Source organism: Luteibacter sahnii, from assembly GCF_034063545.1.
GTDB lineage: Bacteria > Pseudomonadota > Gammaproteobacteria > Xanthomonadales > Rhodanobacteraceae > Luteibacter > Luteibacter sahnii.
In genome coordinates, this window is the sequence record NZ_JAQLOK010000003.1 from 505,288 (window position 1) to 524,484 (window position 19,197).

Consider the following 19,197-nt stretch of genomic DNA (forward strand, 5'->3'; position numbering starts at 1 on the left):
CGCGCGGTCGGTCGTAAAGCATGCTCGATGGTCTCCGTTCAGTCCGGCTGGGGCCCGACCCACTCGTCGATGCGGCGCAGGTCGTCGTCGCTGGCCGCGACGATGCGGTAGCCGCTCCAGAACTGACCCGCCGTGGCGGCCGGTTCGTGCCATTGTTCCTGGATGCCCAGCGTGACGCGATGCGCTCGCTCGCCGTCGGGCAGCGCGAAACTCACCTGCCGCACGAGGCCCGGCGTGGGTGCGCCGGGCCCGATCAGCAGCAGTCCGCCCACCGACAGATTGCCCAGCTGGCCGATGACGCGGTCGTGCATCACGTCGGTGACCGGCATCGGGGAGGTCACCTGCTTGCGCGGCGCGCGGCGTTGTTCGCTGGGCGTGCTCATCCGTGTCCCTTCTGGCGATCGTCATGGCCGACGCCCGGATCGCGACGCAGGTGGCGGCTCACCGCACGCCATGCGCGGTCGATCATCGACAGGCGCTGTTCCTTCCATTCCCAGGCGTCGCCGTCGGCGATCAGTCGGGCCAGGCGGGTCAGGTCGATGTTTTCCGCGCGCGCGCCGCGCGACGTCACGAACAGGCAGCGCCCGGTCACCGGTGAAAACCAGGCGAGCTTGCGTCGTGCGATGCCGCCGCCCGGCTGGCGGAACTCGAACCACGTGCCGAAGCGCAGTTGCGCGAAACCCGCATGCACCGCCTGCGAGGCTGGATCCAGCGGCGTCGGCTCCACCGGCGCCACGGGCTCGCCGTGGGCGGTGCCTTCCCCCAGCCGCGGCCGCTGCTTCAGGCGCAGCGCCATGTCGGTGGCCGTCGGCGCGTCGTCGTCGCCGGCGGTGTCGAACACCCCCGCGGCGACCTGCCCGGCCTCGACCGGATGCATGCCCAGGTGCTCGAGGCCGCGTTCGATGTCCTGGCGCAGCTTGCGCGCGTCATTCACCGCGCGCCGACCGAGCAACTGGTCGGTGACGCCCAGGCACTGCACGAACGCCTCGCCGTTCTCACCACCGCGCAGGATATGCAGCGCGAGCACGTCGGCCCAGGTCCGCTCCAGCAGGATGCGCAACACGCCGCGCGGTGCGGGACGGCCACCCATGCGTTCGGCCATGAGTTCGGCGGCGCGACGCCGCGCCCGCTCCAGGCGGTCGCGTCCGTCCATCGCCTCGATCTGGCGGCGCTCGGCCACGTGCGCCTTGCGCGCCAGTTGGGCGATCTGGCGCTCGATGCCGGCACGCCAGTCCGGGTCGATCACCTGGGCCTGGCTCGCGTCGCGTACGGCGCGTTCGAGCTGGTCGAGCAGCGCCGCGTCGGGTTCGCCGTCGGCGGGGTCGAGCCACTGCCGGGCGGCGTCGCCGACGGTTTCGAGCAACTGGCGGGCCGGATGCGCCGGCGCCTCGAAGAACGCGCGGTCGTTCATCGCCGCGCGCAGCATCGGCCATTGCAGGTCGCCCAGCAACGCCTGGCCCCGATTGCCCTCGGTGAGTTCGCCCGCCAGGCCCTCGAACAGCAATGCGGTGAGCGTCACGGTGTCGTCCTGCTCGGCGCTGAGGGCGGCGGGTGGGGCGCCCTGCGGGCGTCCGCGCGCGAGCTGCGCCTGCAGTTCCTCACGCAGGGCCTGGGCGCTGCGGATCTCGCGCCGGGCCGCGTCGGCCACGTCGGTGACATGGCCCTGCAACGCGTGCAACGCCGTCTGCAGTTCGTCCTCGGTGGCCAGGGTCGGCGGGGCCACGGTCGCGCCGGGATGGGTCGATCGACTGGCGAGCAGGGTACGGAGTCCCTCAAGTACGCCGATATGGCCGTCGGTGGCGCGCGTGTCGGTTGGCTCGGGCGCGGGCTCGCGCGGCGCGACCGGATGCTGGATTCGCGCGTTCGGAAACGCGCGCAGGCCGGGCAGGATGCCGCGTGCGAGCAAATGCGCGTTGAGGGCGGCGTAGAAGCCGTCCATCGGTGCGAAGACGTGGGTCTCCATGGCCTTGAAAAGCAGCCCCGCGTGCGCCGGGTCCAGGGGCATGGGGCGTGAGGCCGCGTCGAGCGCGGCGGCGAGGGCGCGCGGGCCGACCGGCAGGGTGCCGCCTTCCAGCGGCGCGCTACCCGCCAGCACCGCCATGCGGTAGCCGAGTTCGAAAAGGTTCGTCGCGCTGCGCGACTCGGCGCGCGCGGCGAGGCTGGCAAGCGCGTCGCTGCGCTCCTGCTCGCCGGGATCCACCAGGCTCAGGCCCGAGGGCAACGCCTCGGCGGCCCCGCGCGGCAGATCGTCGCCCAGCCGCCGGAAGCGCTCGGTGAGAAAGGCGGCAAAGCGCTGGCGGAAGGCCGGTCCTTCGCGTTCGACGATCCCACGGCTGTCGAAGCAGGCCTGTTGCTCGAGGTGATTGCGGGTGCCCTCGGCGACGGCGAACAGGCGCGCATCGAGATCGGCCAGGGCGGCGCGCAACGGCGTGTCGAGCCAGTTCAGGCATAACGACAGGCCCTGCTGCGCCTCGCGTTCGGCGCGCGGCGACAGGGGCACGGGATTCTCGCCCGCCCGGCGGGTCGTCGGCGGCATGCCTGGTTTCATCGTGAGGGGTCCTCCCCGACCCTGCGCGAGTTTAGAAGGCCGCCCATGCTTCGCGCCAGCGTTCGCACGCCTGAATTCGGCTAGGACGGATGGCCTAGGCGGGCCATCCGCTCAGGCCATGAAGGCTTCGATCACGTCGTTGAGGAAACGCTGGCCGAGCGCGGTCGTATGCAGACAGGCCGGATCGTCGTGGAGCCAGCCCTTGCGGATGCACACGGCCAGCGGTGCCGCGATGGCATCCAGGGGAAGTCCCGTCCGCTGGCTGAAATCATCCAGCGGCACGCCGTCGACCAGGCGCAGCGCGTTGAGCATGTATTCGAAGGGCAGGTCGTCCGCGTCGATGACGCTGTCGCCCCCGATCCGGGCCGGCTCGCCCGCGGTGGCCAGGAACGCGGCGGGCAGGCGTGTCTTCCAGCGTCGGCGCACGCCGTTCGCGTCGCTCACCTTGCCGTGCGCCCCCGCGCCGATGCCGAGGTAATCGCCGAAGCGCCAGTAGTTGAGGTTGTGCCGGCAACGGCGGTCGTCCAGGGCGTAGGCGGACACTTCGTACTGCCCGTACCCGGCGTCGGCCAGATAGGCCTGACAGGCGTCCTGGATGGCCCACGCCGCGTCGTCGTCGGGCAGAGGCGGGGGATTGGCCGCGAACGCCGTGTTCGGCTCAAGGGTGAGCTGGTAATGCGACAGATGCGTCGGCGCGAGCGCCACCGCGCGGCGCACGTCGTCCAGTGCACCATCGAGCGTCTGCTCCGGCAGTGCGTACATCAGGTCGATGTTGATGTTGTCGATGCCGGCATCCTGGGCCTGGCGAACGGCATCGGACGCCTCCTGCGAGGAATGGATGCGGCCCAGGCGGTGCAGCTTGTCGTTGTCGAAGCTCTGCACGCCGAACGAGATGCGGTTGACGCCCGCCGCGAGGTAGCCGTCGAAACGCCCGTGCTCGACCGTGCCTGGGTTGGTTTCCAAGGTGACTTCCGCGCCAGCGTCGAAGGGCAGGCGTGCGCGGGCACCGTCGAGGAAACGATGCACGAGTTCGGGTGAAAACAGGCTTGGCGTGCCGCCGCCGAAGAACACGCTGTGGATCGCCCGGCCATGCACCGCCGCGCCGAAATCCCGCAGGTCGGCGTCGAGATCGGCCAGCAGGGCGTCGACGTAGGCCGCGTAATCGGGCGTGCCCCGCACGCCGTGCGAATTGAAGTCGCAATAGGGGCATTTGCGCACGCACCAGGGCATGTGCACGTACAGCGACAACGGTGGCGGCACCCGACTCATGCCAGTTCGTTCAACCGCGCTTGCAGGGCGGCCAGCGCCTGGCCGCGGTGGCTGATGCGGTTTTTCAGGGCGGTGTCGAGTTCGGCCGCGCCGAGGTCGGAGCCGTCCGGGAGGAACAGCGGGTCGTACCCGAAGCCGGCGGTGCCGCGGGGCGCCTCGAGGACGCGACCATGCCAGCGACCTTCGGCGATCAGCGGCGCCGGGTCGTCCGCGTGCCGCAGCACCACCAGCACTGCGATGAAGTAAGCGCCGCGCCGCGACATCGGCACGCCATCGAGTTCACGCAGCAGCTTGGTGTTGTTGGCGGCGTTGTCGCCGTGCACGCCCGCGTATCGCGCGGCATAGAGACCGGGCGCACCGCCGAGCGCGTCCACGCAAAGGCCCGAATCGTCGGCCAGCGCGGGCAGGCCGGTGGCGCGGGCGGCATGCCGTGCCTTGATCAGGGCGTTTTCCACGAAGGTGAGCCCGGTTTCGTCGGCATCGCCGACGCCGAGCGTGGTCTGCGGCACGAGGTCGATCGCGCTGCCTTCGAGCAGTTGGCGCAGTTCGGCCACCTTGCCGGCATTGCCCGACGCGAGCACCAGGCGCATTACCGCGCCTCCGAGAACACCGAGGCATAGTCCACGCGGCCGCGATAGCCGTCGAGCCCTTGCACGGTCAGGGGCAGCACCTGGAAGGCGTTGCCACCCTCGAACGCGTCGTGCAGCCCATGGTCCGAGGCCTTGGTGAACCCGAACGCGGGGTAGTAGGCCGGCGAACCAAGCACGAACACCGCACGGGCGTCGGCGACGAAGCAGGCGCCGATGCCTTCTTCGATGAGCGCGCGACCGACGCCGCGCCGTTGGTGTTCGGGATGCACGGCGACAGGGGCGAGGCCCAGCGCCTTGCCGTCGTCGCCGTGTTCGATGCGCACGGGCGAGAACAGCGCATGGCCGATCACCGCGTCATCGTCGTCGACCGCGACCAGCGAGATGACGGCCTGGTCCGCCTCGACGAGGCGGCGCACGAGGTGGCCTTCGGTCGGACGGCCGAAGGCGGCGTCGTGGACGGCCACGATGGCGTCGAGGTCGGTGTGGCGGGCGGCGCGCACCTCGCTCACGGGGCGACCCCCAGGGCGGTGCGCTGCGCGGCGACGAGTTCGCCGATGCCCTTCGCGGCCAGGTCGAGCATGGCGTTCATTTCGTCACGGCGGAAGGCGTGGCCCTCCGCGGTGCCCTGCACTTCGATGAAGCCGCCGCCATCGTTCATCACGACGTTCATGTCGGTGTCGCAGTTCGAGTCCTCGGCATAGTCGAGGTCGAGCACGGGCACGCCTTCGAAGATGCCGACGGAGACGGCGGCGATGGCGCCGAGGATGGGGTTGCGCTTGATCAGCTTGCGTTCGGTGAGCGTGGACACCGCGTCGACCAGGGCCACGTAGGCACCGGTAATGGCGGCCGTGCGCGTGCCGCCATCGGCCTGGATCACGTCGCAGTCGAGCGTGATCACCCGCTCGCCCAGCGCGGCGCGGTCGACGCAGGCGCGCAGCGAGCGGCCGATGAGGCGCTGGATCTCCATGGTGCGGCCACCCTGGCCGCCCCGCGCGGCTTCGCGCTGGGTACGGTCGGTGGTGGCGCGCGGCAACATGCCGTATTCGGCGGTGACCCAGCCCTCGCCCTTGCCACGCAGCCACGGCGGCACGCGCTCTTCGACCGAGGCGGTGCAGAGCACGCGGGTGTCGCCGAAGCTCACCAGCACGGAGCCTTCGGCGTGGCGGGTGTAGTGGCGTTCGATGGTGACGGTGCGCAGCTGGTCGGCGGCGCGGCCGCTCGGACGGGAAAAGGACATGGGCAGGCCTGATTTGGGCGCGGGCGGTGGGTCAGTTTACCATTGCGCCCCTCCTTCCCGCGCGAGCGACGCCGACCATGATCCGCAGCATGACCGCCTACGCCTCCGCCGAAAGCGCGGGCCCGTCCGGCACGCTCACCTGCGAACTGCGCACGGTGAACCACCGCTACCTCGAGATCAGCCCGCGCCTGCCCGACGACCTGCGCAGCTTCGAGGGCGCCCTGCGCGAGCGCATCGCCACGCGGCTGTCGCGCGGCAAGGTGGACGTCACGGTGCGCCTGCGCGTGGAAAACGGCTCGGTCGATGGCCTGCGCGTCAACGGCGGCATGCTGGCCCGCCTGTCGGAGCTGGCGCTCGATCTCGAGCAACGGTTCCCGCGCATGTCGATCGACTTCACCGAACTGTTGCGTTTCCCCGGGGTGCTCCAGCAGCCGGAAGCCGACACCGACGCCTTGCAGGCCGCCCTTATGGACGTGCTCGACCGCGCGCTCGACGTCCTGGCCGATACCCGCGGACGCGAAGGCGCCAAGCTGGGCGAGATCCTCCGCGAGCGCCTGGACGGCATCGACCGGATCGTCGGCGACGTGCGTGGCTGGCTGCCCGAGATCCGCGCCGCGCTGCGCGCCCGCCTCGAAACCCGCCTGGCCGACGTCCGTCAGCCGGTCGAGCCCGGCCGCCTGGAGCAGGAGCTGGTGCTGCAGATCACCCGCATCGACGTCGACGAAGAGCTCGATCGCCTCGCCACCCACATCGCCGAGGCTCGCCGCGTGCTCGCCCTGAAGGAGCCGATCGGCCGCCGCCTCGACTTCCTCATGCAGGAGTTCAACCGCGAGGCCAATACGCTCGGGTCGAAATCGGTGGACTCACGCACGACCAACGCGGCGGTGGAGTTGAAGGTGCTGATCGAGCAGATGCGGGAGCAGGTGCAGAATATCGAGTGAGGGCGCTGAAGGTGTGTCCTGTCGACCTGTTACGACGCTTGGTCGATCACGCTGCCTGGTCTACCGGATCAGACCCTCGCGTCCGTTGCGAATGAACGCTCAGTCGTAGCGCATCACCTGGAACACATTGCCCTCGGGGTCGCGACCGTCGTACATGGCATAGGGAAACCCGTCGTAGCGCTTGATCGCGCCCACCGATACGCCCGAGGCGCTGAGCGAGTCGCGGTGCGCCGCAAGATCCGACGTGATGGCGAAAACGAGTTTCGTCGTGGAACCGGTCGGTGCTGCCGGCGGGGACGCCTTTCGGTAGGATGCGCCGGCACGGTGCAGGGCAAGTTCGATCTGCCCCATCTTGAACACTACCCACTCGTTCTCGATGCGCTCGACGGTGTCGGCATCGAAGTGCTCGCGATAGAACGCCTCGACTGTAGCGACATCGCGCACGTAGAGGATGATCCGGACCAGCGGCATGGACATAAGGTACGCCTGGCGAAAGCGGATGGGGTGGCTGCCTGTCGTCATGCGACGATGGACCGTTCGACAGGGCGGCATGCCGTGTAAGGCGCGATGAATCTACACAACGCGGCGCCGGCTTGCCAGCGTCGGCCGGGCCGGTATCGACATGCCTCTCGACCGCCAACGGTATCCCGGCGATCATGCGGCTTCCACCGCCAAGGACGCCTCGCCCCATGTCGACCCTCGCCGCGCATGTCGAACGCCTGCTCGTTCGTGCCTTCGAAGCCCATGGCTTCGACAGCCGCGGTGTCCGCGCCGTGCCGGCGCAGCGACCGGAGCTGGCCGACCTGCAGTGCAATGCGGCGATGCCGCTGGGCGGTGCCATCCAGCGGCCGCCGCGCGAGATCGCCGAGGCCGTGGCCGCCTCCCTGAGGAACGACGCCGCGTTCGATAGCGTGGAGGTGGCCGGGCCCGGGTTCATCAATGTGCGGCTGTCGGCGTCGCTGCTGGGCGAGGCCGCGACCTCTCAATGGGCGGATGTCCGCGCGGGCATCGCGCCGCAGCCTCCGGAAATCATCGTCATCGATTTCGGTGGGCCGAACGTCGCCAAGCCCCTGCACGTGGGACACCTGCGTTCGCTCGTCCTGGGCGAAAGCCTGCGTCGCATCCTCATCGCGCAGGGACATCGGGTGATCGGCGATGTGCACCTGGGTGACTGGGGCCTGCAGATGGGCATGCTCATCTCTGAGTTGCCGGCGATCTGGCCGGAGCTGCGTGACGATGGTGGTTGGACTGCCGCCCCGCCCTTCGACATGGGGCAGTTGCAGGCGATCTATCCGCGGGTGGCGGCCGCCTGCAAGGCCGACCCGGCGCGCATGGCCGTGGCACGCGCCGCGACGGCGAAGCTGCAGGCGGGCGATACCGCCTCGATGCGGCTATGGGAAACGATCCGTCGCGTATCGTTGCAGGCGCAGTCCGTGGATTTCGCCTCGCTCGACGCGCACTTCGACGAGCTTAACGGCGAGAGCCGGGTGCAGCCGTTGATCCCGGGCATGATCGCGGACCTTCGTGCACGCGGTATCGCGCAGGACAGCGAAGGTGCGCTGGTGATCGAGGTGGCGCAGGAGGGCGACGACGCGCCGGTGCCGCCGTTGCTGCTGGAGAAGTCCGACGGCGCGGCGCTGTACGCGACGACGGATCTGGCCACGTTGCTCGACCGGCGCGACCGGCTGCATCCCTCGCGCGTCGTCTATGTGGTGGACCAGCGCCAGGCGCTGCATTTCCGCCAGGTCTTCCGTGCGGCGAAGCGAGCCGGATTCGCCGACGGCATGGATCTGGTGCACGTGGGTTTCGGCACGGTCAACGGCCGTGACGGTAAGCCGTACAAGACGCGCGATGGCGGCGTCGCACAGTTGCACGAACTGCTCGACGATGCGATCGGGCGCGCACGGGCGCGCATCGAGGAGAGCGGCGATGTCGACGACATCGATGCGCGGGCAAGGGCCATCGGCATCGCGGCGGTGAAATTCGCCGATCTGTCGACGTACCGCACGTCGGGTTACGTATTCGACCCCGATCGCATGGTGTCGTTCGAAGGTCGCACCGGGCCTTATGTGCAGTATGCGTGCGTGCGCATCGCCTCGATCCTGGACCGCGCGACGGCGCAGGGCGTGGTGCCGGGTCCGATCGAGGTGGCCGAGGCGGCGGAGCGCGCGCTCGTGCTGTTGTGCGCGCGCTTTCCCGATGCCGTGGCGTCGGCGGCGCTTCGCTACGCGCCGAACGATATCGCCGACTACGCGTACGACCTCGCCCAGGCGTTCAGCCGTTTCTACGCGGCATGCCCCGTTCTTGGCGCCGACGTGCCCGCGGTGCGCGGATCGCGGCTGTCACTGGCGTTGCTGGCGCGCCACGTATTGACGCAGGCGTTGGAGCTTCTGGGTATTCGCGTGCCCGCACGCATGTAATCCACCGCATCGGCGGTTCATGCCACCCGGCCAGACCGCTTACCGTATCGATGCCCACGCCGCCCATCGCCGCGTCGACAGCGTGGCATCGGTGGATTGGCTGTTTTTCGTGGGGTTGCAGCCATCGGTGGGCAATATCGGCACGGTTGCCCTTGGCATCGTCACGGCGCGTTGTCGCGCTTGATCGGTTGTGACACATTCGATCATGAGCGATGGATGACGCCGGGGGCGTCATCCGTTCACGATCAGGGGAATCCTTCTTTCCAGGCCTTTTCGCATCGGCGAAGCGGTGCCGGCGACGTGTCGGCAGCGCCCGGGAAGGCATGCCTGCGATTTCGTCCATGCCATGCGTGGATGGAAGGAACGTCATCCGGCATCGAACCGGTTTGACGATGACGGCTCCGGACGGGTGTCCGGACCGGAGTAGTAGTGAGGTCTTGACGATCCACCGACTCCTTATAAGGAAGAAACGAAATGACCAACAAGCCTTCTCGTTCGACCCGCCTGACGTTGTCCGTCATGTCGCCGCTGCTCGTCGCCATGACGGGCGCCTTCGGCACCGCCTCGGCGGCGGACGTCACGCCGGCTCCGGCGCCGACCGTCGAAGTCGCGCAGACCGCGATCACGCCCGCCGACCTGGCGGCGGCCGTTGCCCAGCCGCTCGATGAGGTCGCCGTGGCCGTCAAGGAGCCGGTGAAGTGCACCTTCTACGATAACGGCGGCACGCATTGCTCCTTCTACAGCTCCGGTTCCGCCGGCTCCGGCTTCGCCGACACGTCGATGGCCGAATTCAACGTCTGACGCGACACCGGACGGCCGCCCTCTGGCGGCCGTCCTCACGAGGGACTGACTTACGAGGTGCAAGGTGACGCTCGATCTTCTTCGCCTGATGGATATCTTCGACGGTCGCGACGATGCGGCCGAACTCATGGCCGAACTGCTCGACGAGCAGATGGCCTGCACACGCGCCAGCCTGATGAGCCTGCTGGCCACGGGCAAGGACCGTCCTGTCGCCGATGCCGTTTTGTCGGCTTACGGTCGGCTGGACCCGGTCATGCAGGCGCGCCTGCTCGCCAGCGCCGAATTCGGCGATGCCCTGGCGACGTGGGAGGAGGCCCGGCACAAGACCCGTGACGAACTCGAACGTGCCCTGGATCGGCTGCTCGAACAGATCCAGCGCGAAGATGCGTTGCATCGGCTTTCGCATGGTGACGTCGTCGCCTGGATGCGCGATGCGCCGGATGATCGCGTCATCAGCCCGATGGGAGACCGCGTCGCGATCCGGGAAAACGGTGCGTGGCGCCTGGAGCGCGTTCCTGGGCTCGATGGCCTGATCGCGGTGGATTTCGACAGCGCGCTCGCCCGCCGGCACGAGCCCGACAGCGGCACGCTGAGCCAGCCGTGCCTGGAGGTGAGCGCCGACGAACGGGAGCGCATCGTCGCCAAGCTGGCCGAGTCGCTGGAACTGATCGACGTATGCGAACCGCATTTCGGGCTGATGATCCGCAGCTTCGTGCGGCGCATCATCGTACGTAAGTCGGTGGAGCAGCAGGACGTCGAAACGGTCGACCAGAATTTCCGCGTCGGCTCGGAATCGAGGCCGCAGCAACCCGGGACGATCCGCCTGCTCAACCCCCAGCTCACGCAGAAGTCGTTCGTGGCCTGCATGGAGTCGATGCTCCACGAATGCGTGCACAACGTGCTGGCCGCCTACGAGCGCGGGCACGGCAAGTTCATGGACAGCGGCGTGGTCGTGCGCCCCGTGTCGCCATGGTCGGGCAACCCCATTCCCAACCATTCCCTGGCGCACGCCATCATCGTCTATTACGTCTGCCATCGCCTCTTCGACGCCATCCTGCGCTCGCCGGTGGACCTCCCCGCGTCCGAGCGCGCCGAACTGGAACGGCGCATGGGCGACTTTGGCGCCGGGTTCCTTATCGGGCAGCGACTGGCCGAGCAGTTCCTGCTCGACGAGCCGCCCACCGACGACTTCATCGCCGCCATCGATGGCATGCAGGCCTCGATGCGCGAGTTCTATGCGTCGGTCGACGCGACCCTGGAGGTGGCCTGATGTCCCGCCCGCTGATCCTTCATGCCGAGCCGAACGATCCCCTGCTCGACGCGATGCCCGACGCCGAGCACATGCCGGTGGATGCGCTGCTGCCGTACGTGCACCGTGCCGAGTGGCCGTCGGTCGTGCGCGCGGAATTTCCGGATGACGTGGTCCGTCGCTTCGCCGGCCGGCGGGTGATCAATCGCGGCTTTTCGTACAACGGCACGCGTCTTCGCGAAACGCTCGGCGAATGGGGTTGCCACGAACAATGGTGCCACCGGCTGTTGCAGCCGTTGTTCGACGTCGCCGGAGAGGTTGCGCACGATCCCGGCCTGAAAGGGGTCTCCCGATCGCGCCTTCCGTTGAATTCGCAGTGGTTCCTGCTCAGGCGCGAGCGCCCGGATATCCAGGTGCCGACCTTCGTCTATGCGTTTGGCGGCACGCGCGTCGACTTGCACGACTTCAAGAACCCGATGCAGAAGTCGATATGGTCGCTGTTCGACTGGAAGGAGGAAACCCACCTTCCGGTGTCGGAGCAGCACTGGCATCGTTTCTTCGTCGAGCGACCGGTCGGCACGCCCGTGCTCATGCATTTTGTCGGCGATCGCGTGGGGTTCGTGTTTCCGCGAGGACCGATGTCCATCGACGAAGCGGCATTTCGCGAGCTGGCCGGATCGGTGTCGACGACCTTCCGTAGCCGGATCGGCGAAGTGCTCAGTTACGTAGAGGACGACGGGACCATCCGCTTCCATGCGTTCTCGCCCTACCTGCTTTCGGTGGCGCGCCAGCCGTCGTTCCGCGACGACCTGCGGGCGGCCTACGCGTGAGGCATGGGGCGTTGCAGCCGCCAGCCGAACGCCGAGATGCCCAGCCCGCCGACGACGGCGAACATCCAGCCGCCGTCGGTCATCGGCCTGAGCCCCGCGAGCGCACCGGGCGACATCAGCAGGCCAATCGCCACCACGCACAGTATCGCCACGGCGAGGCAGGCGAGCGTGGCCTCGGCGCGCTCGGAGACGTCCCTTGCGCGAAGGCCATAGGCACGCCGCTCGATCTCCCGGGCGAAGTCGGCGCCCAGGTGGCTTGCCGGAGGTTCGGCGAGCACGTCGGCGATCAGGCGATAGGTGCCGTCGCCGCGCGACATCGCGGCTTCCTGGCGTTCCCATGCGTCGGCGGAAAGCTCGGCGGGTCGGGTGTCGGGCGTCATGGCGTGCACTCCGGATGACGGATCAGCTGCTGGCGGAGCGCGAGGCGCCCGCGGAAGAGGTGGCTCTTGATCGTGCCGACGGGCATCCCGGTGACCCGCGAGATGTCGGGCAGGGTCATGTCCTCGAAATGGTACATGCCCAGCAGCGTGCGCTGTACCGGCGCGAGCGTGGACAGCGCGGCACGCACCTGCGCGCGGCGTTCCTCCCGCACGAGCGCCGAGGCGATGTCCTCGGCGTCGTCGGCCTGGTCGGCCGCGTCGTCGACGTCGGTGAACGCGTCGAGGGGTATACGCCGTTTCTCCAGGTGGCGAAGCCCGACGGACCAGGCGATGCGCGTCGTCCAGGTCTTCAGGCTGGCGTCGAAACGGAACGACGGCAGCGCGCGGTGCGCGCGCAGGAAGGCCTCCTGGCACAGGTCGCGGGCGTCCTCACGATCGCCGGTGAGACGATAGAGCACACGCCAGCAGGTTTCCTGGTGGGCGCGCACGAAGCGCTCCATGGCGCCCCTGCGTCCTTCCAGGATGTCCTTTACCAGTATCCGGTCGTCTTCCACGTCGCTCCTCCCACGTCCTTCGATAGATACCGTCTGGCCCGTCGCGGTTGCAAGGCATCGGCATGCAACCGCGCGGCGGTACCACGTATCTATCTTCGGCAACACCGACCCGAGGATGGACCATGCAAGTGGATTTCACCGCTATCGCCGTTTTTGCTTGTCTCGCCTTCATCGTCAAGGCGTTCGTCGACGCATGGAGTCGTCGCCGCGTGCTGCGGGCTGCGCCGTCCGAAGAGGTGCTCCGCGCGTTCATGGAGGGCGAGGACCGGCACCGCCGTCTTGCCAGCCTCTACTGGGGCATCGTCGCCGTGGCCCTGGCGCTGGCCTTCGCGGGCATCGGAGCGCGCGGCGTGGACCATATCGATCCGGCCTCCGTCGCCCTCGTGCTCGCCGCGGTGGGCGCGTCCAACCTGGTGTTCTTCGCCATCTCCCGCCGCTTGTCGTAACGCGGCACGGTTCGCCGCGCGTCGGTGGGGTCGCCCAAGGGGGAAAGATGCTCGTCTATTACGTTGAACTGGCCGCGCGAAGCCTGCGCCGGACGCCGGTGGTGACTGCCTTCATGGTGCTCGCCGTCGGCCTGGGCATTGGCGCCAGCATGACCATGCTCACCCTCGTGCACGTCATGCAGCGCGACCCGGTGCCCGGCCATAGCAGCGAACTGTTCTATCCGCAGGTCGAACCGCGGAGCGCCACCGCTCGCACGAAAGACGCCGAGCCGCCGAGCCAGCTGACCTGGATCGACGCCACGAACCTGATGCGGAGCCGGCCGGACATCGAGCAGGCGCTCATGGTCGGCGGCAAAGTGGCCGTGCGACCGCCACAAGGCCAGGGCATGGCCTTCTACGCGCAGGCGCGGTACACCTCGGGAGCGTTCTTCCATCTGTTTTCCGTGCCGTTTCGCCACGGTGGCGCATGGAGCCGGGAAGACGACGACATGCGTGCGCCGGTAGCGGTCATCAGCCGCACGCTGGCGGACCGGCTCTTCGGCGACGCCGACCCCGTGGGGCGGAGCCTGCGCCTGGAGGATACGAGCCTGCGCATCGTCGGCGTCATGGACACATGGCAGCCGTCGGTGCAGTTCTACGACCTGGCGCCGGGAGGGTACCGGCACGCGGACGAGGTGTTCGTGCCGTTGGGCACCGCGCGGCAGCGCGCGTTGCCCACCGAGGGAAGCATCGCGTGCTGGGGCAGCCCCGACCTCGACCACCTGGAAACCACCACGTGTACGTGGACCCAGTTATGGGTGGGCCTGCGCGATGCGGGCGAACGACGCGACTACCTCGATTTCCTGCGTCGCTACTCGCTGGAACAGAAAGCGGCGGGCCGCTTTGAGAGGGAGCCGAACGTGCGCCTGCGCAACCTGCCCGAATGGCTGGCCTACAACCGCGTCGTGCCCGGCGATGTGCGCCTGCAGACCCTGCTTGCGCTCGGGTTCCTGATGGTCTGCCTGGTCAACACCGTGACGCTGATGCTGGTGAGGTACCAGCGCCGTCGCGAGGAATACGGCGTGCGCCGCGCCCTCGGTGCGCCGCGCCGGGCGATCTTCGCGCAGTTGATCGTCGAGTCCGGCCTCGTCGGCGCGTGCGGCGGTGCCGCCGGCATCCTGCTCGCCGTGGCCGGCCTGTGGCTGGTCCGCAGCCAGCCGGCGGACTATGCGCACCTCGCGTCGCTGGACGTCGGCCTGCTGATCGCGACACCGCTGGCGGCCACGGTGCTGACCATCCTGGCAGGTGTCTTCCCGGCCTGGCGCGCGTGCACGATCGCGCCCGCCCACGTACTCAAGCTCCAGTGAGGCACCCGATGAACCTTCCGCCCATGATCGCCGCGCTCAGGCACCACAAGGCGGCCGTCACGCTCATCGCCCTCCAGGTCGCCCTGACCTGTGCGATCGTCTGCAACGCGATCTTCCTCATCGCCTCGCACGCGCAGCGGCTGCACGTGTCCTCCGGCATCGAGGACGACGCGCTGGTCTGGGCGCGGAGCAGCGGCCTGCGCCGCGGCGACGGCGCCGACGCGCGTGCACGCGCGGACCTGGACGCCTTGCGCCATCTGCCCGGCGTTACCGCCGTGGCCCAGGTGAACACGCTGCCGCTGATGGGCAACGACTGGTCGGCCGACCTGGGCGTGACCGCCGGCGACGCCCAGCCGGCGGTGAACGGCGCGGCGCTCTTTCTCGGCACGCCGTCGTTCCTGGGCACCCTCGGCGTGCGCCTGGTGGAAGGGCGCGATTTCCACGCCGACGAATATGTCGACTATTCCCCGTTCGACGACACGCCCGCCCCGCCCACGGCGATCGTCACCCGGCAGCTCGCCGCCCACCTGTGGCCCGGCCAGCCGGCCTTGGGGCAGCGGGTCTATATCGGCGCAGGATCCTCCCAGGGCGCGCTGGTGGTGGGTGTCGTGGCCGACGTGGCGCGCTCGGCGATTTCCGGCGGCACGAACGACCACGACGTGCTGTTCCTGCCTGTCCGCACGGTGGCCGGGCCCTATGCCCTGCGTGTCGATCCCACGCACCGCGACGAGGTGCTGCGCACGCTGTCCGCCGCCCTCATCGCGCAGGATGCCGACCGGATCGTCACCGACCGCGAGGCGTTCGTCGATACGGTGCACCGCTATTTCCACGACGACCGGGCCATGGTCTGGTTGCTGGTCACGGTCGTGGGCAGCCTTCTGCTGGTGACCGCGCTGGGCATCCTGGGCCTGTCGAGCTACTGGGTGCACCAGCGGCGCCGCCACATCGGCGTCCGCCGTGCGCTGGGTGCGACCCGGCGCTCCATCCTCACGTATTTCCTCGCGGAGAACATGCTCGTGGTGGGCCTGGGCCTGGCGATCGGTACGTGCGTGGCGATGTGGCTCAACCACTGGCTGGGCGAGCGCTACGAGGTGCCCCGGTTGCCGTTGTCATGGCTCGGCATCGGCGCGCTGTTGCTCTGGGCGATCGGCCTCGTCGCCGTCTTCGGACCCGCGCGGCGCGCGGCTGCGCAACCGCCCATGTGGGTGATCCGCCAGTAACCGGCGTCGGCGAGGGGCACGTCGCACGGGGGCGACGGCCCGCTCGGCGGCGCATCGGCGAAACGCCGTTGAAGGCGCTCGCGCGCCGTTCCGCGCCTGTGCACGGCCAGCGTACCGCTGGCGGTGTTGCCACCCCGCGCCGGGCTTCGCTGCGGAACGCGCCTTCGCTGCGCGCACGCGGGTAGCGGGGGCGATGGGCCGTGTCATGAAGCCGTCGGCTTGGGCATACTCGGCCACCACGAAAGGCGAAGGGCGAGGCGATGACCGAGGAACGGCAGATCTGGCTGGGACGCGAAGGGCAGGAGTTCGGGCCTTATGCGGAATCCCTCGTGAGGCAATGGGTCGCGGCGGGGCAGGTGACCTACACCACCTTGGCCTGGTGCGAAGGCATGCCGGCGTGGCGTCCGCTGGGCGAACTGCTTGGCGTCGAAGCGCCCACGCCAGCCCGGCCGCCGTTGCCGCCGGGCCCACCCGACCTGCGCCCGGCGATCGATCCGGCCCGCGCGAGCCTCCCCGAACCGCCGTCGATGCACTGGTTCCTGGTGCTGGTGCTGTGTTTTCTCACTCTTGGCGTGTTCGGCATCGTCTGGCCCTTCATCCAGGCGGCATGGGTGCGGCGGGTCGATCCGCGGAGCAAGGCGATCCCCTGGCTCGTCGCGGCGCTGGTGGCGACCCTCGCGTATTGGGCGGTCGCCCTGGCGTCGGGCATCGCCGGCGCGTTCGCCGGCAACACGGATGCGGTCATGTGGGGCCCGATGATGTCGCTGGGCACCACCCTCAGCCTGCTCCAGTTCGCCTTCATGGTGCTGGCGTATTTCAGCATGGCCGGGTCGCTGCGCCGCGAATTGCCCCGCTACGGCCTCGTGCCGCAGATCGGCGGCGTTACGTTGTTCTTCTTCACCATGCTCTATTTCCAGGGCCAACTCACCTGGATCGCGCAGTGGCGCCAGACCGGCCAGACCCAGCCTTCGGCACCGAAGGTAGTGTTCTGGATACTCGGCTGCATTCCGTTCGTGCTGGGCCTGCTGATGCTCCTTACGGTCTTCGGCATGCTGTACTCGTCGGGCGGCGTAAAGTTCTAGCCGGGCGAATCGGCTACAATTCCGTTTTGCGCGCGAAACTGCCATGACCCTCCACCGAGACCACCGCGGATGACGCCGGGCACCCTTTTCGTGGTCGCCGCGCCGTCGGGCGCGGGTAAGTCGACGCTGGTCAACGCCCTGCTCGAGCGCGAGCCGCAGATCTCGCTGTCCATCTCGCACACCACACGGCCGCCCCGGCCGGGCGAGCAATACGGCCGGCACTACTTCTTCGTGGAACGGCCCGACTTCGAGAACGAAATCGCCGAGGGCATCTTCCTCGAGCACGCCGAGGTGCACGGCAACCTCTACGGCACCTCGCGCACGGTGGTCGAGGAAAAACTCGTCGCGGGCGCCGACGTGTTGCTGGAGATCGACTGGCAGGGCGCGCGCCAGGTGCGCCAGGGCAAGCCCGACTGCGTCAGCGTATTCATCCTGCCGCCGTCGCGCACGGAACTCGAACGCCGCCTGCGCGGTCGCAATTCCGATGCGCCCGACGTCATCGAACGCCGCCTGTTCAATTCGCGCGAGGAAATCGCCCATGCGCATGAATTCGACTACATCATCGTCAACGACCGCTTCGAGGATGCCCTCGCCGACCTCCAGGCGATCGTCCGGGCCGTGCGCCTGCGCGCGCCCCTCGAGGCCCTGCGTCACCACGAGCTGATCCAGGAGCTGATCGCCCCATGACCGACGACGCCATCGTCCGCGTGCGCGGACTGACCACGGTCCTCAACGGCAAGACCATCTTCGACTCGCTCGACCTCGACATCCCGCGCGGCAAGGTCACGGCCATCATGGGCCCCAGCGGCACGGGCAAGACGACCCTGCTCAAGCACATCACCGGGCAGATGCGCGGCGATGCGGGCAGCGTGGAGGTCGACGGCGAAAACGTGCCGGCGCTGTCGCGCGAGCGGCTGTTCGCGCTGCGCGAGCGCATCGGCTACCTGTTCCAGAACTCCGCGTTGCTTACTGATTTCGACGTCTTCGAGAACGTCGCCTTCCCCCTGCGCCAGCACACCCGGTTGCCGGAGGAGCTCATCCGCAACATCGTGCTCAACAAGTTGCAGGCCGTGGGCCTGCGCGGCGCGGCGCGGCTGATGCCGACGGAACTCTCCGGCGGCATGGCCCGGCGCGTGGCGCTGGCACGGGCGATCGTCTTCGACCCGGCGCTGATCCTCTATGACGAGCCCTTCGTCGGCCTCGACCCGATCGCGCTCAATCAGGTGCTGCTGCTCATCCGCACGCTCAACGAGACGCTCGGCATCACCAGCGTGCTAGTGGCCCATGAACTGGCGGCGGTGCAGAAAGTGGCCGACCACGTCTACCTCATCGCCAACGGCAAGGTGGTGGCCCAGGGCTCGCCCGACACCCTCGCCACCGATGGCTCGCCGTGGACGGCGCAGTTCTTCGGCGGCCAGGCCGACGGCCCCGTTCCCTTCCAATACCCCGCGGGCGACTACGCCACCGCGCTGGGCTTTCCCGGAGGCAAGGCATGACCACCCGGGACGACAACGTCGTCACCCGCAGCCTCGCGCAGATCGGCGCCTGTGGCCTGTTCCTCGTCACGTTGCTGCGTGCCATCCCGCGCAGCATGCGCCACGGCCGCGAGACGATCCGCCAGATCTGGTTCGTCGGTGCGATGAGCCTGACCATCGTCATGACCTGCGGCCTGTTCGTGGGCATGGTGCTGGGCCTGCAGCTCTACGACGTGCTGTCGATCTTCGGCGGCACCTCGGCCACGGGCACCGTGGTGGCCATCGCGATCTACCGCGAACTGGGCCCGGTGGTCACCGCGTTGCTGTTCGCCGGCCGTGCGGGCACCTCGGTTACCGCCGAGATCGGCCTGATGCGCGCCACCGACCAGCTCGATGCCATGGAAATGATGGCCGTCGACCCGGTCGCTTACGTGGCCGCGCCGCGTTTTCTTGCGGGTGTCGTCGCCTTGCCGCTGCTCGCGATCGTGTTCTGCGCGATGGGCGTGTTCGGCGGCCACCTCGTGGGCGTGACCTGGCTGGGCATCGACAACGGCACGTTCTGGTCCAACATGACCGCCGCGGTCGATGTCCACAAAGACATCATCGACGGCGTGCTGCTGAAGTCGATCGCCTTCGGCATCGTTGTGTCGCTCATCGCCGTGTTCCAGGGCTACACCACGCCCCCCACCAGCGAAGGCGTCGCCTACGCGACCACGCGCACGGTGGTGGCGTCCTCCATCGCCATCCTGGCGCTCGACTTTGTCCTTACCTCGTTCCTGATCTGAGGACGCCATGACTTCTTCCCTTTC

At 68.7% G+C, this 19,197-nt stretch carries 22 protein-coding genes; 13 read left to right on the forward strand and 9 right to left on the reverse strand.

Annotated features, from left to right (window positions below; genetic code table 11):
* Positions 1-38: 38 nt before the first annotated feature.
* The 6 genes from PI246_RS12590 to rph all read right to left on the reverse strand — a co-directional run bounded on the left by PI246_RS12590 (position 39) and on the right by rph (position 5,644).
* Positions 39-383 carry a PilZ domain-containing protein gene (locus PI246_RS12590; RefSeq protein WP_320551638.1) on the reverse strand — a complete coding sequence of 115 codons (345 nt, stop codon included), beginning with the start codon at positions 381-383 and terminating at the stop codon, positions 39-41.
* Positions 380-2,536 (reverse strand): DUF1631 family protein, encoded by a 2,157-nt coding sequence (locus PI246_RS12595; RefSeq protein WP_320551639.1) that lies wholly within the window; start codon positions 2,534-2,536, stop codon positions 380-382. Before PI246_RS12595 ends, PI246_RS12590 begins: the two co-directional genes overlap by 4 nt.
* Before the next feature lie 123 nt (positions 2,537-2,659).
* Complete coding sequence (gene hemW, locus PI246_RS12600; RefSeq protein ID WP_320551640.1) at positions 2,660-3,817, reverse strand: radical SAM family heme chaperone HemW; 1,158 nt, start codon at positions 3,815-3,817, stop codon at positions 2,660-2,662.
* On the reverse strand, positions 3,814-4,407 hold the full coding sequence (rdgB, locus tag PI246_RS12605) for an RdgB/HAM1 family non-canonical purine NTP pyrophosphatase (protein ID WP_320551641.1): 594 nt from the start codon (positions 4,405-4,407) through the stop codon (positions 3,814-3,816). The genes hemW and rdgB overlap by 4 nt, the downstream gene beginning before the upstream one ends.
* Positions 4,407-4,916, reverse strand: coding sequence for a GNAT family N-acetyltransferase (locus tag PI246_RS12610; RefSeq protein WP_320551642.1), 510 nt, complete (start codon positions 4,914-4,916; stop codon positions 4,407-4,409). Before PI246_RS12610 ends, rdgB begins: the two co-directional genes overlap by 1 nt.
* Positions 4,913-5,644 (reverse strand): ribonuclease PH, encoded by a 732-nt coding sequence (gene rph, locus PI246_RS12615; RefSeq protein WP_320551643.1) that lies wholly within the window; start codon positions 5,642-5,644, stop codon positions 4,913-4,915. The genes PI246_RS12610 and rph overlap by 4 nt, the downstream gene beginning before the upstream one ends.
* A gap of 77 nt (positions 5,645-5,721) precedes the next feature.
* On the opposite strand from rph, the gene PI246_RS12620 reads away from it, so the two are divergent.
* Positions 5,722-6,585 (forward strand): YicC/YloC family endoribonuclease, encoded by an 864-nt coding sequence (locus tag PI246_RS12620; protein ID WP_320551644.1) that lies wholly within the window; start codon positions 5,722-5,724, stop codon positions 6,583-6,585.
* Between the two features lie 99 nt (positions 6,586-6,684).
* Here the strand turns inward: PI246_RS12620 and PI246_RS12625 are convergent, their stop codons facing one another.
* Entirely contained in the window at positions 6,685-7,062 is a 378-nt protein-coding gene (locus PI246_RS12625; protein ID WP_320551645.1) for a VOC family protein, read from the reverse strand.
* A gap of 212 nt (positions 7,063-7,274) precedes the next feature.
* On the opposite strand from PI246_RS12625, the gene argS reads away from it, so the two are divergent.
* The 5 genes from argS to PI246_RS12650 all read left to right on the forward strand — a co-directional run bounded on the left by argS (position 7,275) and on the right by PI246_RS12650 (position 11,885).
* Positions 7,275-9,005 carry an arginine--tRNA ligase gene (gene argS / locus PI246_RS12630; protein ID WP_320551646.1) on the forward strand — a complete coding sequence of 577 codons (1,731 nt, stop codon included), beginning with the start codon at positions 7,275-7,277 and terminating at the stop codon, positions 9,003-9,005.
* A 19-nt stretch (positions 9,006-9,024) separates the two neighbouring features.
* Positions 9,025-9,189, forward strand: coding sequence for a hypothetical protein (locus PI246_RS12635; protein WP_320551647.1), 165 nt, complete (start codon positions 9,025-9,027; stop codon positions 9,187-9,189).
* Positions 9,190-9,479: 290 nt separating this feature from the next.
* Entirely contained in the window at positions 9,480-9,806 is a 327-nt protein-coding gene (locus PI246_RS12640) for a hypothetical protein (RefSeq protein WP_320551648.1), read from the forward strand.
* 64 nt (positions 9,807-9,870) lie between these two features.
* Entirely contained in the window at positions 9,871-11,076 is a 1,206-nt protein-coding gene (locus PI246_RS12645) for a hypothetical protein (protein WP_320551649.1), read from the forward strand.
* Complete coding sequence (locus PI246_RS12650) at positions 11,076-11,885, forward strand: hypothetical protein (RefSeq protein WP_320551650.1); 810 nt, start codon at positions 11,076-11,078, stop codon at positions 11,883-11,885. The genes PI246_RS12645 and PI246_RS12650 overlap by 1 nt, the downstream gene beginning before the upstream one ends.
* On the opposite strand, the gene PI246_RS12655 is transcribed toward PI246_RS12650, so the two are convergent.
* Positions 11,876-12,265 (reverse strand): hypothetical protein, encoded by a 390-nt coding sequence (locus PI246_RS12655; protein ID WP_320551651.1) that lies wholly within the window; start codon positions 12,263-12,265, stop codon positions 11,876-11,878. The two genes, PI246_RS12650 and PI246_RS12655, sit on opposite strands and share 10 nt — an antisense overlap.
* Positions 12,262-12,819, reverse strand: a complete 558-nt coding sequence (locus PI246_RS12660) for an RNA polymerase sigma factor (RefSeq protein ID WP_320551652.1) — start codon at positions 12,817-12,819, stop codon at positions 12,262-12,264. Before PI246_RS12660 ends, PI246_RS12655 begins: the two co-directional genes overlap by 4 nt.
* A gap of 122 nt (positions 12,820-12,941) precedes the next feature.
* Between PI246_RS12660 and PI246_RS12665 the strand changes: the two genes are divergently transcribed.
* From PI246_RS12665 to mlaE, 7 genes are all read left to right on the forward strand, one after another.
* Positions 12,942-13,265, forward strand: coding sequence for a hypothetical protein (locus PI246_RS12665; protein ID WP_320551653.1), 324 nt, complete (start codon positions 12,942-12,944; stop codon positions 13,263-13,265).
* A gap of 47 nt (positions 13,266-13,312) precedes the next feature.
* Positions 13,313-14,611, forward strand: coding sequence for an ABC transporter permease (locus tag PI246_RS12670; RefSeq protein WP_320551654.1), 1,299 nt, complete (start codon positions 13,313-13,315; stop codon positions 14,609-14,611).
* A gap of 8 nt (positions 14,612-14,619) precedes the next feature.
* A complete protein-coding gene (locus tag PI246_RS12675; protein WP_320551655.1) occupies positions 14,620-15,831 on the forward strand; it encodes an FtsX-like permease family protein in 1,212 nt (403 codons plus the stop codon).
* Positions 15,832-16,091: 260 nt separating this feature from the next.
* Entirely contained in the window at positions 16,092-16,913 is an 822-nt protein-coding gene (locus tag PI246_RS12680) for a DUF4339 domain-containing protein (RefSeq protein WP_320551656.1), read from the forward strand.
* A gap of 69 nt (positions 16,914-16,982) precedes the next feature.
* Entirely contained in the window at positions 16,983-17,600 is a 618-nt protein-coding gene (gene gmk, locus PI246_RS12685) for a guanylate kinase (protein WP_320551657.1), read from the forward strand.
* Complete coding sequence (locus PI246_RS12690) at positions 17,597-18,409, forward strand: ABC transporter ATP-binding protein (RefSeq protein ID WP_320551658.1); 813 nt, start codon at positions 17,597-17,599, stop codon at positions 18,407-18,409. The genes gmk and PI246_RS12690 overlap by 4 nt, the downstream gene beginning before the upstream one ends.
* Complete coding sequence (gene mlaE, locus PI246_RS12695) at positions 18,406-19,173, forward strand: lipid asymmetry maintenance ABC transporter permease subunit MlaE (RefSeq protein ID WP_320551659.1); 768 nt, start codon at positions 18,406-18,408, stop codon at positions 19,171-19,173. Before PI246_RS12690 ends, mlaE begins: the two co-directional genes overlap by 4 nt.
* Positions 19,174-19,197: the final 24 nt, after the last annotated feature.